Origin of the sequence: Emticicia sp. BO119 (genome assembly GCF_013912375.1) — a bacterium.
In the GTDB taxonomy this organism is placed as follows: Bacteria; Bacteroidota; Bacteroidia; order Cytophagales; family Spirosomataceae; genus Emticicia.
This window is the reverse complement of the sequence record NZ_JACETV010000007.1, coordinates 212,893-226,923: the sequence shown is the minus strand read 5'-3', so window position 1 is coordinate 226,923 and position 14,031 is coordinate 212,893. Positions and strand designations below refer to the sequence as shown.

15 protein-coding genes are annotated in these 14,031 nt (G+C 36.2%); 5 read left to right on the top strand and 10 right to left on the bottom strand.

Translation table 11 applies throughout. The annotated features are described in order from the left end of the window. Positions 1 to 136: 136 nt before the first annotated feature. The 5 genes from H1R81_RS21410 to H1R81_RS21395 all read right to left on the bottom strand — a co-directional run bounded on the left by H1R81_RS21410 (position 137) and on the right by H1R81_RS21395 (position 2,553). Positions 137 to 448 (bottom strand): TonB-dependent receptor, encoded by a 312-nt coding sequence (locus H1R81_RS21410; RefSeq protein ID WP_181842786.1) that lies wholly within the window; start codon positions 446 to 448, stop codon positions 137 to 139. Next, positions 449 to 583: a hypothetical protein gene (locus tag H1R81_RS27650; protein WP_255463209.1), complete on the bottom strand. Its 135-nt coding sequence runs from the start codon at positions 581 to 583 to the stop codon at positions 449 to 451. It lies immediately after the preceding gene. Between the two features lie 225 nt (positions 584 to 808). Continuing rightward, complete coding sequence (locus H1R81_RS21405) at positions 809 to 1,258, bottom strand: hypothetical protein (protein ID WP_181842785.1); 450 nt, start codon at positions 1,256 to 1,258, stop codon at positions 809 to 811. A 61-nt stretch (positions 1,259 to 1,319) separates the two neighbouring features. After that, entirely contained in the window at positions 1,320 to 1,760 is a 441-nt protein-coding gene (locus tag H1R81_RS21400; protein ID WP_181842784.1) for an Hsp20/alpha crystallin family protein, read from the bottom strand. Positions 1,761 to 2,328: 568 nt separating this feature from the next. After that, positions 2,329 to 2,553, bottom strand: a complete 225-nt coding sequence (locus tag H1R81_RS21395) for a hypothetical protein (RefSeq protein ID WP_181842783.1) — start codon at positions 2,551 to 2,553, stop codon at positions 2,329 to 2,331. A 130-nt stretch (positions 2,554 to 2,683) separates the two neighbouring features. On the opposite strand from H1R81_RS21395, the gene H1R81_RS21390 reads away from it, so the two are divergent. Continuing rightward, positions 2,684 to 3,454, top strand: a complete 771-nt coding sequence (locus tag H1R81_RS21390) for a DNA alkylation repair protein (RefSeq protein ID WP_181842782.1) — start codon at positions 2,684 to 2,686, stop codon at positions 3,452 to 3,454. A 153-nt stretch (positions 3,455 to 3,607) separates the two neighbouring features. Here the strand turns inward: H1R81_RS21390 and H1R81_RS21385 are convergent, their stop codons facing one another. From H1R81_RS21385 to H1R81_RS21370, 4 genes are all read right to left on the bottom strand, one after another. Continuing rightward, entirely contained in the window at positions 3,608 to 4,090 is a 483-nt protein-coding gene (locus H1R81_RS21385; RefSeq protein WP_181842781.1) for a hypothetical protein, read from the bottom strand. Between the two features lie 55 nt (positions 4,091 to 4,145). Continuing rightward, entirely contained in the window at positions 4,146 to 4,991 is an 846-nt protein-coding gene (locus H1R81_RS21380) for an isocitrate lyase/phosphoenolpyruvate mutase family protein (protein WP_181842780.1), read from the bottom strand. A 4-nt stretch (positions 4,992 to 4,995) separates the two neighbouring features. Continuing rightward, positions 4,996 to 5,373 (bottom strand): nuclear transport factor 2 family protein, encoded by a 378-nt coding sequence (locus H1R81_RS21375; RefSeq protein WP_181842779.1) that lies wholly within the window; start codon positions 5,371 to 5,373, stop codon positions 4,996 to 4,998. 214 nt (positions 5,374 to 5,587) lie between these two features. Next, a complete protein-coding gene (locus H1R81_RS21370; protein ID WP_181842778.1) occupies positions 5,588 to 7,669 on the bottom strand; it encodes a helix-hairpin-helix domain-containing protein in 2,082 nt (693 codons plus the stop codon). A gap of 193 nt (positions 7,670 to 7,862) precedes the next feature. Here H1R81_RS21370 and H1R81_RS21365 point away from each other — a divergent pair, with 193 nt between their 5' ends. The 4 genes from H1R81_RS21365 to H1R81_RS21350 all read left to right on the top strand — a co-directional run bounded on the left by H1R81_RS21365 (position 7,863) and on the right by H1R81_RS21350 (position 12,694). Then, a complete protein-coding gene (locus H1R81_RS21365; protein ID WP_181842777.1) occupies positions 7,863 to 9,665 on the top strand; it encodes an alpha-amylase family glycosyl hydrolase in 1,803 nt (600 codons plus the stop codon). 66 nt (positions 9,666 to 9,731) lie between these two features. Then, positions 9,732 to 11,447, top strand: a complete 1,716-nt coding sequence (locus tag H1R81_RS21360; RefSeq protein ID WP_181842776.1) for a hypothetical protein — start codon at positions 9,732 to 9,734, stop codon at positions 11,445 to 11,447. Between the two features lie 85 nt (positions 11,448 to 11,532). Next, a complete protein-coding gene (locus H1R81_RS21355; protein WP_181842775.1) occupies positions 11,533 to 12,117 on the top strand; it encodes a Crp/Fnr family transcriptional regulator in 585 nt (194 codons plus the stop codon). A 61-nt stretch (positions 12,118 to 12,178) separates the two neighbouring features. Beyond that, positions 12,179 to 12,694: a DinB family protein gene (locus tag H1R81_RS21350; RefSeq protein WP_181842774.1), complete on the top strand. Its 516-nt coding sequence runs from the start codon at positions 12,179 to 12,181 to the stop codon at positions 12,692 to 12,694. A gap of 2 nt (positions 12,695 to 12,696) precedes the next feature. On the opposite strand, the gene H1R81_RS21345 is transcribed toward H1R81_RS21350, so the two are convergent. Beyond that, complete coding sequence (locus H1R81_RS21345) at positions 12,697 to 13,950, bottom strand: hypothetical protein (protein ID WP_181842773.1); 1,254 nt, start codon at positions 13,948 to 13,950, stop codon at positions 12,697 to 12,699. Between the last annotated feature and the right edge of the window lie 81 nt (positions 13,951 to 14,031).

Here is a 14,031-nt window from a genome sequence, read left to right as displayed (position 1 = left end):
TAAAAATAAAAATAGCCACAATGTACGCTAAAAGCCAGGGATGCGCTGTCTATGTTACACAACATATATAAAGAAGCATAATGACTTTTGTGTACATTATGCAAAATCCGTAATTATACGAAAGACCTATAAAGTTTTAGAATTTAATTAATGTCTGTAATCTGAAATTGCAGGGAGTCCCTGTTTCAAACATCCATTCTCTATATTCTGGACACCACCAGCCATTGGTAGCATACTTAATATTAGCTATATTGTAAATATTGAAACCAATACTGAATTTTTCAGTCTGGTAAGATATAGCCGCATCATAAAGGGAGTAGGCTGTTAGAAATTTGTTTCCTTCCATCGCATTCCATCCGGGTTGTACACCATTGCGTTCGCCTGTATATTGTAAACTACCTTTAAGCGAAAACCCTTTCAGCGACCCCTTTGCAAAATGATATTTCAATCATACGTTAGCTAAATTTCTGGCTGTTCCGCCATTCATCAACCCGACTACGGTAGAGTCAATATCGTTGGTGATACGCGAATCGCAATACGAATAGTTGGCGGTAATACTGATATTTTTGTTGATTTTACCCATCACATCAAAATCAAAACCCCTACTACCAATTTAGCCTGTTTTCAGATAGAATCTATCATGCAATAGGTCAGACGTTCCCACTTCATTCTTTCTGATAAAGTAGCCCATTCCTTATCTGCCTATAAAGCACTGTGCTCTATATTGTGAATAGGCTCAATAATCTCATCATTAGTAGATCTATCAAACACACTATTTTGAATTTCTTTCTCATAAACAACCTCACTTTTACCTCGCCCTTTTTGCATCAATATCTGTAAATACATACTCAACCCCACCACAACTTTTATTAAGCATACTATTCTGGTATCTCGAATAAGCTTTAGGGTTAAAGAAACTTCGGGCATCTTGTTTGCAATTAATTTCCCCGTTTAGTATTTCACACTGTTTTACATCAATAATCCTTTTGCCATTAGCTAATACTACCACAACAGAATCACTATCCTGTGGAAAACTCCCTAAAGGCAGTTCATCAGTCCAGAAACTAAAATCAATCGTATTCTGACCTTTTACTTCCACCATTTTTACCTTACCACCAGAGCGGCTGCCCCAACCAAATTGAACTGGGTGGCTCGATTTATTGGTAAAACTCACATAATACAAGCACGTTTTTGGACCAATACAGGCATTTAAAAGAAAAGCACTGCTTACCAATAAAATTACAGCTTTAGTTTTCATAGGTTTACATATATTTATTAAAAGAGTTGGTGTCCGGTAGACACCAACTCCTGAAATTTCCCTACTGAATTGCTATTTTCTTTTTGTCTTTTGCCTTGGCTGGTTCAGTCTTTGGCAAATCAAGTTTCAGAATACCATCTTTGTATGATGCCGCTATAGCATCTTCTTTAACACTCTCAGGTATCTGAAAACTACGTTGAAATGACGAATAGCTAAATTCTTTTCTTGTAGCTTTTTTACCTTCAAATTCTTCTTTTTCGTTTTTCTGTTCTGAAGAAATTGTCAGCACATTGTTTTCAATATCGATATTAAAATCTTCTTTTTTAAAGCCTGGAATCGCTACTTCTACATGATAACTTGTATCCGTTTCTGAAACGTTTACCGCCGGAATCCTCGTTCCTAAGTTTACTCCTCGATTATAAAAATCCTTGTTGAAAAAATCATCCCACAAAGAATCGAATGTAGGAAACAAATCATCCTTTTTCCATTTAATTAAAGACATAATTTTAAAGATTAAATGAATGCCTACTCTATCCAGTTTTCAGCTTCTCTGTCAGTCGCAGTCTATAGACTAAACTCCCCCTCATACAATTTGTTTCATAGAACTGATAATCACATTTCTATGAAACTTCTGAATATAAAGCTGAAAAATTATACCTGTATAAAAATTAGTAAAGAAAAACCCTTTTTTGTAGCAGAATCTCAACAGATAAACGGGGGATGGGGAAGAACCAACACACGTATAACAGTAAGTATTTTGAAAGTCTGAACATACGAATATGATAGATTAGTTTGTGTATTTCAGGTCAGAGACCACCGATAAATTATTTCTGGATTGCTTTGGTATAATTTTTTATTCGTTATAAACAAAGTATAAGATATACAAGAAATTAAGATTTTTAAAAACAAAAACGCGATAAAGAATATCGCGTAATTAAACAAATAAAGCCATGGAGTCAATTGCTGAAAATCATATCGAACATAAATTCTATATTTTAAGAACCGACCATCACGTGTTCTATTATTCAATCATGGTAAGTCCTGAATCGCGTTTTTGTTGGTATCAATTGCTAAAGCCTGTTGTCTGAACGAGCACCCGTAGTTTTAGCATTACTATCTGATTTCAAGCCTCTTAAACGACTTACACTTCCAGGATTATTAATAGTCGCTTCTGATACTCTGTTACCAGCATATTCTTTGCTTTGTGTTCCCGAAAAGTCATCTTTTGTGGCATTAGAATACCTGTCTTTCGTGTCCTTGGTATCCTTCTTTGTTTTTTTGTGTGTTGCTTCCATAATCTTAGTCAATTGAGTTAATAAATAATTTTCTTGCGGCAATTGCCAAAAATTCTATGCCACAGACGGTTATTCATCGTTGAGAATTTCACTGGATTTATTAAATTTGGTAATAATATGCGCAATAAAAATGCAGAAAAAAGCAAGAATACAACAGAATACTGATATTAATGCAGAACATTTTATCCAGGCCCTCTATGCTTTACAGTCAGACGAAGAACGCTTGAAGATTCAAAGGTATTTTAAGACTGATACAGATGAAAAAGATGAATTTATAGGTGTAAAAATGGGGCAGCTATTTAGCTTGGCTCAAAGCTATGTTAATATGCCTGTAGCAGAGATAGAGAAGCTCTTAGAGAGCCCGATTCATGAAGTTCGGGCAGGAGCAATAAGCATTATGGATAAGGCCAGCAGGGAGAAAAAGATTAAAGAAGAAAGACTGAAAGAGTTTTTCGATTTATACATAAGAAGACATGATAGGGTAAATAACTGGGATCTGGTGGATTTGGGTTGTCTGAATATGGTCGGGAGATATTTGTTTGATAAATCTCATAAGACTCTATATGACTTAGCTCATTCTTTTAATAGATGGGAGCGAAGAACAGCTATTTTAGGTACCTGCTATTTCATTAAGAAAGGCGAGATAGAAGATACCTTTACTATTGCCGAAATACTGATTCATGACAAAGAAGATTTAGTAAATAAAGCCACAGGCTGGATGCTACGTTTTGCAGGAGATAAAAATCCCGAAATGCTCAAAGCTCTTTTAGATAAATATGCTGCCTCTATGCCCCGAACTTTATTAAGGTATTCAATTGAGCATTTTGATGCAACGATGAAAGAACATTATATGCAAATGGCGAAAAAAGACAAAAACCATTTATTTACGCAAAAACTTTAGGCTACCAAAAAATGGTTATCAGATAAATAATAAATATCCCGGCAATCAGAGTATCAAAAAATTTCAGCTTTCTACCTAATATCGTTGGTGTCTCTTGCGCTTCCCTAAAGTATAATGAGCAGAAAATTGCCCATATAGCACACACAAGCCAGATTATTGTTTTGTGCGTTCTCCTCTCACATATATTTCGTAATTAATGTATTCTTTTGAACCTTTAGCGATACCTATTACCTCAAATGATGACAGTAATATTAACTTCTTATTCTCCTGTATAACAGAATGATATGGAGTTTGAATCTGAATAGTGTCTCCAGATTTCACCTCATCTACAAATTCCTGCATACTAAAAGCAGCCTGTCTGTTCATTTCTATTTCATCAGAACCTCTGATTTTAAATGTCACATAATATCTTTTATTTCTGCCGGACGTAATTCGTAATTCTGGTGCTTTTTCTACAATTGCCTTTATCTTCAATAATTCATTTTTATTATACTTAGTAGTTGAAAAGAAATCATCTCCGAAATACATACAAACACAACAGGCAATTATAAAAATAAAATTATAACCATCTTTTCTGAATTTTATTGATAGTGGACTATCCCTATCATCCAAATCTTTTGCAGTTTCAATATCCATCAGACTTTACAGTAGTGTATTTAATTGCCTTTAAATCAGATTCATAACTATTCTTTTATTTATTCACCAATCCTTTCACATAATCACTTGTTAAATCATTATTGATAATCTCGGTAATCCCATCATAATCTTTCAATTTCAAAGCTATATCTTTCATAGTTTTCAGGGCTAATTTCAAATAATTCGGTCCTAAGCTCACTCTGGCTATGCCAATTTCTTCAAGTGTTTTTAATGATGGAATACCGGGGGATGTCAGCACATTAATCGGAAAATCAACGAACTCTACCAATCTTTTTAAATCTTTCTCTTCCTTCATCAGAATCGGATAAAAACAATTAGCCCCTGCATCTTTGTATGCCAGGCTCCTTTTCACTATTTCTTCGAATCTCGTATCCTCACTTGAAAAAAAATTTCCGTGAATCAATATATCGGTGCGGGCATTGATAAAAAGCGGAACATCTTTTTCTTTTGCCACTTCCTTTATAATCCTGATTCTATTGCATTGTTCATCAATGGTGTAAATGCTATGAGTATTGGTATTTGTATCTTCAATATTAATGCCTGCGATTCCGGTATCTAACAATAATCCAATGTTCTCACGCAACTGTGCATCTGTCGTGGCATAGGCGCTTTCAACATCAGCTGTTACAGGTACATCTACACTTTTGGTAATCTGCTTCAGACGTATCAAAACCTCACTAAAGGGAATTTGCTCTCCATCATTATATCCATTTGAATAGGCTATTGAAGCACTGGCAGTTGCAATGGCAGGAAATTGCAGACTCTCTAATAAAAGAGCGCCTATAGTATCCCAGATATTAGGCAAAATCAGAAGTTTACCTGTATGATGCAGGGCATAGAGTTTCAATGCTTTTTCTTTTTGTGTAGGCTTTGTTGTCATGGCTTTAACTAATATCAGTAATTGCTATAATTTTTGAGTCCTCGAAAGTAAAGATAGATTTACCTTTCAGGTCGAGCGCATCGCCTTTTTTCAAGTTATTAGATAAGTCAATAGCTAAGATGGCTTGATAATCTATTTCAATTTCAGTCTGAGTACTATTATGCTGAAAACGCTTGATGGTTTGTTGTCTCTCAGAGAAAAAACCTTTGGCTTTCTCAGCTTGCTCTTTAAATGCAGATAAGCCTTTGATACTCAAATTCACCTCTCCGCCGGATCTATTCTCAAACTGAACATCTTCATCTAAATCTTTCAGCATGCCCTCTACATCAAAGTTATTATAGGATTCAATGTAATGTTGTATTAGTTGCTCTCGTTGGTACATTTTTAGTTTTTTTTAATCTTCTTTATATTTTGCCTAAATATAAGAAATCTACCCTTGAGGCCAGCATTCCCATCTAATAAAGGTTGTGTCTATTATGGACACAACCTTTATTAGATGGAAAAATAATTATTGCCAATCAGTCAGAAGTTTTACAAGCAATCCGATAGTTTAAATTAAGTAGCTCAGGCTGCACCTGAAACAATTATACAAACCCTTAAAATCTATATCTTACCTGCAAATTAATATCCGATTTATGATTGCCATCAATCATATCATTGCCACTACCTATGCTATCCTGATTGGTCAGTTGTGTACGCGCATAGCGTAACCATAAATCAAGGTGCTGGTTAAGAGCGTATCTGCTCGTCAGATACACCCTTATTCCCTTTCCATAATAAGCCGGGAAAGAAACTGCATATAATACGGTATTCTCAAAAGCATAAATCCTCGAATCATAATTATCGGTAGCAAACCAAGCTATTCGTCCTTTAAGATAGAGTTTTTTTATTGACCCCTCCACATCCTGCATAATGGCATATCCAACCGATTTAGCTCGCTCTTCATATTGAAAAGTATTTATCTGTACCCGACTCTGAATTTTGAGAGTCCGGTTCACTGTATAATCAAAGTTACCTAATATATTATTCCGAATAGTATTTACTACTATATCAGTTGGGGTAATATTATCCGGTAGGTTTTTACCTTTGTACTCAGCATGATACTGCGCATATAGTAATGCTTTTTTATTAATCTGACAAGACGCCCGCAGTAAATAATCAAATCCACGAGAGGGCGCATCAACCAGATACTTCAACCATGGAAAACTGAATCGATCATAAAATCCACTTAGTGTAAGATTCTTTTTAGGAGAGTATTTTAAGCCCCAGTAAACGCCCCGCTCATTTATATTTCTACTTCCTTCAGCCAAAGCATTCCCGTAAAAACTATGGAAATTTTTATCGTAGTATCTTAGGTGCATCGCCCACTCTATCTGTTTAGTTAGAGCAGCTACCCAACCACCAGCCAATCCGATCCCGCCACTACTGCTTCGAGCGGCTTCGCCAAAAAAATTGAAATTTTGCCAGGTATAGGTAAAATTGGTACTTCCTATTGTGTTTTGTTTACCTTTAAATTCAAACTTGTTATAAAGTCTGGGTTGGTGCATCAATAATGCATCAAATTGAGTATGCAGTAATGTAGCCCCTACATACCCATTATTGAAGTGAAAAGTAGCATTGGCTCCTATATTCTGTTCTGACAATTGATTTTTGCGAGCCATCTCTGTTTCGGTGCGATGGTAGCCGGCTGTCAGAATTGAACTGAAATACTCCTCTCTTTCTCCATCAGTTTCATCAATATTCGCATCTCGTCTGGCATAAGAATAAAAGGTAGTCAGGTCGGTTTTCTTTAGCCGATAGGTAGCTGCTAATCCTCTGAAATAGCCGCCTTCTAATAAGGAACTATAGGGGCGGATACCCATATTGCTTCGTCGGATTGTTGTAACTGCTTCGCTGCCCTTGCCTAAAAAGAACCCAGAACCCAATACCAGACCCTGTCCGAATTGTACCTGATAATCGCCTATAACCAAGTTTTTAAGGTTGCCTTTATTTTTTAATTGAATATGAAAACTGTAAAAATCAGAATATTTTTTTTCGCCTGCATCTTTTTCAGCAACTAAGCCTATCTGGAAATTGCCTGAATTGCTTAATCGATAACGAGCGTATAATTGTTGAGGTGACCCTAAATACTTATTCTCGATAAATCCTTTGCTTTTCTCTAAAGTCTGGCTACTTCGCAGAATCAGATAATGATCAGTTACCTTAGAGAAACTATTGGTTAGGGTCTTTGTATTAAATTTTTGTCTGACCTCCACAAATGGCAATAACTGTTCGATAGTGCTTAAATCAAAACCTGAAACTGCCTGTAATTCATAAATACTCAGCAAATCGCCAAATTGTGTACGATGTGCCAACAGATTTCTCATTTGTGAAACCGACAGGACGTATAAAGCAGAAAGTTCTTCATAAGTGGCAACGTTCAAGTCAACCGGATTCTGATAGAGTTGAAAGAGGCTTTCGTATAAGTCTTCGTAATTAATATTCTCCTGTTGTAACGGAAAAATCCTTTGTATAAATTCATCAAGGTTGATTTCTGGTCTTGGTCTGGTTTGAGCGAGTGCCTGATACGTTAGCAAAAACAAGACAACTAACAGGCAAAGCTCTCTTCTTACCAATACGGCAAGAGTCAATAGCCTATTAACTGAAAAAACGATAAAAAATGGCTCTCTTTTAGACACGCTTGTCAGAATTAGTTGCTTTGATTGTATTAGACTATCAGATAAGTGTGGAAAAATCCTACATCCAAAATTAAATAATTCTTAAAAACAAACAATGATTGAATGGATTGATGTAGACTTTTTTTCCCAAGAATCTTTATTTAGTAATGGCACAGATTTTTAATATAAAGTAAGTACAAAAATCTGCTTTTATATGAAAAACGTAGAAAATCAAACCGAAATTTACATTAATGGAATGGGAGCTACCCCCCACCAACACGGAGTTTTTTTTAGAGTATGGGCACCACACGCCGATTACGTATCGGTAATAGGTGATTTTAATGATTGGAATGAAGGAGCGAACCCATTGATTGCCGGAGAAAATGGCTGCTGGGGTGTAAATATTGAAAACGCAAAAGAAGGTGACCAATACAAATTTTTTATTAAGAATGGTGAATTAAATCTTTACAAAAACGATCCTTACGCTCGTCAGGTAACCAATTCAGTTGGTAATTCTATTGTATATAATCCCAAAACATATGACTGGGAAAATGTTACTTTCCAGATGCCATCATGGAATGAAATAGTAATATATGAGCTTCACATTGGTACTTTTAATCGCTCAAAACCTGATAAAGTAGGTACATTTCATGATGCAATCAAGAAATTACCTTATCTGAAGAGTCTGGGTATTAATGCAGTTGAAATCATGCCTCCTTTTGAGTTTGCCGGAGGAGTTTCATGGGGTTATAATCCTGCACATCCTTACGCTATTGAAACCGAATATGGTGGGCCAAGAGCGTTTAAAGACTTTATTAAAGAAGCGCACAAATTGGGCATAGCTGTTATATTAGATGTTGTTTATAACCATTTTGGCCCATCAGACCTTGATTTGTGGCAGTTTGATGGCTGGAGCGAAAACGGCAAAGGTGGCATTTACTTCTATAACGACTGGCGTTCGACAACCCCTTGGGGAGATACCCGCCCGGATTACGAACGGCCGGAAGTAGGTCGATATATTAAAGACAACGCCATTATGTGGCTTGAAGACTATAAAGTAGACGGGCTACGTATGGATATGGTTCCTTACATCAGAAATGTACATGCAGACGGTAATCCAGCACATGATTTGCAGGAGGGCCTGAACATGATCAGGTGGATAAATAGTGAAATAAGAGAACGATTCCCCAACGCCTTAGTAGTGGCAGAAGATATGCACGGGCACAACTTCATCACTGATTCGGTGCAGGTTGGTGGCTTGGGGTATGGGTCTCAATGGGATGCTGATTTCGTACACCCACTCCGTAATGTACTTACACAAGCTTCTGACGAATATGTAGATATGAACCTGATTTGTGGAGCCCTATTTAAAAAATATAGTGATGATGTCATGAGACGAGTGGTATTCACAGAATCGCATGATGAAGTAGCCAATGGCAAAGCAAGGGTTGCCGAAGAAGTAGAACCAGGTAATGCTACAGGCTGGTATGCACGTAAGAAAGCAACTTTAGGTGCTGTAATGGTGCTGACATCGCCTGGCATACCGATGATTTTTCAAGGTCAGACCATTCAACAGGATAGCTGGTTTCAGGATACTGAGCCTTTAGATTGGGCACGTTTGAAAGAAGTTTCTGGTATCTCAAATATGTACAAAGATATGATTCATCTGCGTCGAAACCTTACTGGTGTTTCGGCCGGGTTAATGGGGCAAAATACCGAATTATTGGCCTTAGATAATGATAGGAAGTTGATAGCCTTTCAAAGGTGGCATCAAGGAGGCAGTAGAGACACAACCATAGTAGTGATGAATTTCTCACATGAAGCAATCCTCGATTATCCGATCAAATTTCCATCAGAAGGTAAATGGCTGGTTCGTTTCAATGGAGACTCTCAATCATATGAATCAGATTTTACTCATACTGAATGTACAGAAGTTGATACAACCAAAGAAAACGAGGCTATTACCGGCCAGGTATCTGTAGGGCCCTATAGTGCTTTGGTACTTTCGCAAGACTAAGAATCTTCTCATAAAATGTGTCATACAGATGGTGTGTGGCACATTTCTATAAATTTTACAACCACTATGAAAATAAAACACCGATGGCAGAAAATTACAATTGGTATTGTAAGTAGTATTTTAATCCTGCTGATTATCCTGACCATCGTTGGTTTCTTCTTTTTAAAACCCATCGTAACCAGTCGTATTGAAAAAGGAGTACAAAACGCTACAGACAGACTCTATCATATTTCTTTTTCAGATATTACCTACAATCCTGCAATTGGAGATATTGTAATTTCTGATGTGCATTTTACACATGATACTCTTATTTTCAAAAGACTTCATGCTATAAAAAAAGCGCCTGATGATTTACTGACAATTCATGTACCAAAGGTAAAATTTACTGGAGTATTTCCTTTATCTGTCATTTTTACCAGAATTTTAGACATGAGTACCGTGAGTATTCAAAAACCTACCATTACGGTTTTTCATAAAAGCCAACCTTATAATAAAACCATTGATTCTGTAGAAAGAAAAACCCCTTATCAACTCATATCGAAGTTTGTAAAGTCATTGCAAATTGATAGAGTTTTGCTTGATGAGGTTGATTTTACTTATGAAAATCAGGAATTTAAAAAACCTAAAAAGAGTACCATCAAAAAGGTAAATGTAGAAATTACCAATATTTTAGTTGATTCTCTATCTGATAGTTCGACACAGAAAGTCTACTATGCCGACGACTACACGTTTAGTATCAGAGAAATCAGATTGCCTGATAAGAACCAATTGAATGACAACTTATTGAAGAATATCGTTTTTTCTTTAAAAAACAAGCAATTAAAAATGAGTGAGTATCATCTGAGACCAAGGGCAGGAGAAATGAACTTTGCTAAAATATCAGGTGGACGAGACCGGGCCGAAGTAATATTTAAAAATATTGTTATTAAAGATATTCAACCGGAGATGCTTTTCCCTGATAATAAACTTTACGCTCATACCCTGAGTATCGATGGTGGCTCAGTAAAAGTATTCAATGATAAGCGGTATCCAAGACTGAAACGTAATAAGATAGGAGAATATCCTCATCAGATATTAAAAAAAATTGATTTGAAGCTTAACATTGATACAATAAATATTCATAATGTGCAGGTAACTTACTCAGAATTTGACCCCGAAGCAAAGTTGACAGGCTTTATTAGTTTTGACAGAATTAATGGCAAAATCTTTAATGCCACTAACGATAGTTTACCACTCCTGAAAAATCCTGTATGTAAGGCGCAGTTTCATACTTATTTTATGAACAAGGGTAGCCTGAATGTATATTTTACTTTTAATACTACATCAAAAAAAGGAGATTTCACCTGTGAGGGGCAGTTAGGCTATTTTGAGGGTACCTCTATCAATAATATTACTATTGCTCTTGCCAAAGTTAGTGTTCAGTCGCTTCAGGTGAATAAATATGTTTTTAAACTCAAAGGTGATGATAACCGCATAACAGGTACAGGTACATTATATTATGAAAATCTGAAAGCAACGATTCTGAAAGTAAAAGACCAGAAATTAGAAGAGAAAAAAGAGAAACCCCGAAAAAGACTATTCGGCATATTCAAACGAAAACCTATTCCTACTTTTATCGTCAATAATCTGATACTGAAAGACTCTAATCCCCGTAAAAATGGTAATCTTAAATCAGGTACTATTAATCTTATGCGTGACCCGCATAAATCTTTCTGGGGAACCATATGGGGAGGTTTAGGCCAGTCTCTTTTTCAATGTGCTACAGGTACGGTCAAAGACTAATCTATTTCTATTAGTTATTATTCTTTTGCATATCCTATACAGATTACTTAGCTTTGAAAAGATTAAACCACCTAAACTATCTTTTGTGGAAAAGCTTAAACAGCAACTAAAGTTACTCTTCGATATTAGTGAAGAAGACGCAAGCATTTTTTTAGCTGAATTCAAGAAGAAAGAATTGCAGAAAAATGAAGTTTTTATTGCTGAAGGAGAAGTATGCCATATAGTAGGGTTGATACAAAAAGGCTTGCTGGTTTGTATATACAATAAAGACGGAGAAGAAATAATTGATGAGTTTGGCTTTGAAAATAACTTTATTACTAATTATTATAGCTTCCTGACTCAATCACCCTCATTAAAAGAAATCCGAACACTTGAACCTTCTGTGGTTTATATAATCACGCGCCAGAGCTTAGAGAAATTAAGTAATCAATACCCGTTTATTGAGAAAATGAGCCGGATTATAAATGAGAAATTATTCCTACGGGCACATAACCGAATCCAATCTTTATTGCTTGAATCGGCGCAGGAACGCTACGAAAAAATGATTGCGCAAAGGCCAGACCTTGGTCAACGAATTCCTCAGTATATGCTGGCTTCTTATTTGCACGTAAAGCCTGAGACCATTAGCCGAATCAGAAAGAAAATCAGCAATACTACTTTATTGACCTAAGTCAACGAATAAGCTAAAATGATTTAATAGGTTTGCATAAGAAACCATAAACCTACTACCAATGAATCAGATTGAATTATTGACCAGACAAACCGAAAGTGCCTATGAATGGGCTGATAAGCTTATTGAGACTATACCGGATGAACAATGGGATACGATTCCGGAAGTGATAGAATCAAGCATAACCTGGCAGGTAGGGCATCTGATTATCAGTTATTATTACCATACTATTATGGTGACAGTGGGGCATCAGATGGATATTCTGCAGCAGATTCCGATAAAGGACTATTCCCAGCTATTTCATAATACCTCCTCGCATCAATCTGTCGGCAAAACAAAACCGGAAGATTTAAAAAAGCATTTGAAGCTGATGGAACAAAAATCAATCAGTATTATACAATCTTTAAGCCTCGACGAACTTGAAAAGCCTTTGGTACCAACCCCTATGCCTCACCCTATTGCCAAAACCAGATTTGAAGCTATCGACTGGAATATCAAGCATACCATGTGGCATTGTGGACAGTTGGGAATCGTGAAACGGATTGTGCATGAGCGGTATGATTTTGGGTTGAAATAGACTCAACTCTCTTTTTTTGTTTTGCGCTTGTTAGCGCTGTTATAGAGCAAATAGGTAAGACTTACCTGAAAATTGATTTTGTCAGGGCTTATTGTATTCACCATCAACTTGTAGTTATCTATATAATGAATCTCTAAGGGGTTTGGTAAGCCATTCGTTCTTACTCTTGCGTTAGCTGAAAGCAGGAAATTGTTCCATTTTACTCCTGCTTCAAGGGCATAAAACATGTTGAGCTTAACACCGGGCTTTGCTGTCCTCCCTGAACGTGAAACAAAGAGTTTTGCATTGCCTCCTCCTCCGACAAAAAACTTCAATGTACGCCGGCTAATAAACTGATGCCTGAGTCGTAAAGAAAGGGTCAGATAATAAATGTTGGCTGAAAAGTTATTCTGTTTTACCTCTATGCTTTCACGGCTAATATAGCTCTCAAATACAACGCTATTCTTCTGGCGATTTCTGGCAGAAGAAAATGAAGTATTAATACCGACAAGTATATTTGGAAGCCTGTTTTCTGCTTGAAAATCCAAACCGTTCTCGCTGTGGACGAAAGAAATTTTATCACTGCTGACGCCAGCCATTACTCCGAGAGTAAAAATTGCTTCATCTTTTTTCTTTTGCACATAGCAGGTATAAGTACACCCGATACATTCACTGAATTCGATAAACTTATTAGTCAGTGCATTAATTCCATAGCCTATATCGCTTGTTTCTATTTTTGTGGCACATTGACTAAAAAGTGACTCTAACTGCTTCAGATATTTTTTATCGTTCAATTCAAATGTTTTCCCATTTCGTTGTTCTAAAAAGAAATGATTGATTAGCTCGGTAATTTTCTCCCCATCCTTATAAAAGAAATGCTCTTTACCTTTATTATCTTTCACATATAACAGACTATAGTCTGCTTTAAGCAGAATCAAAAATGCCAGCAAGGTATCTTTCTGAATCAATAAATTGCGGCTGTACCGGAGTTGATTCTTTAAATATGGGGTAATGTCCAGATCTGTTTTTGCTATCAGATAGTTCTCTTTTTCTGTTATGCCAAACGAGGTCAGTTCTTTGATGCTATAGGATTGTTCACTATTACTGGCATCTATGAAATTGATTTTTGTTGGATTGACAGACCAGTTCTGGTCATCAATCAAACCTTTGAGTGTATCAGTTTGGTTTTTTAAAATAATGTAGCCTTTAACGTAGTTTTTTTGAGAAAAGGTAGAGAAAGAGATGCAAACAAAAAGCAGTGCTTTCAGGAGTTTCATAGAGCGTTTTTAGAGATTAAAACTGTTAGTCAACAGCGGGTTTCAATAATAAGTATGAATATGATTTATAAAAAACCTAAT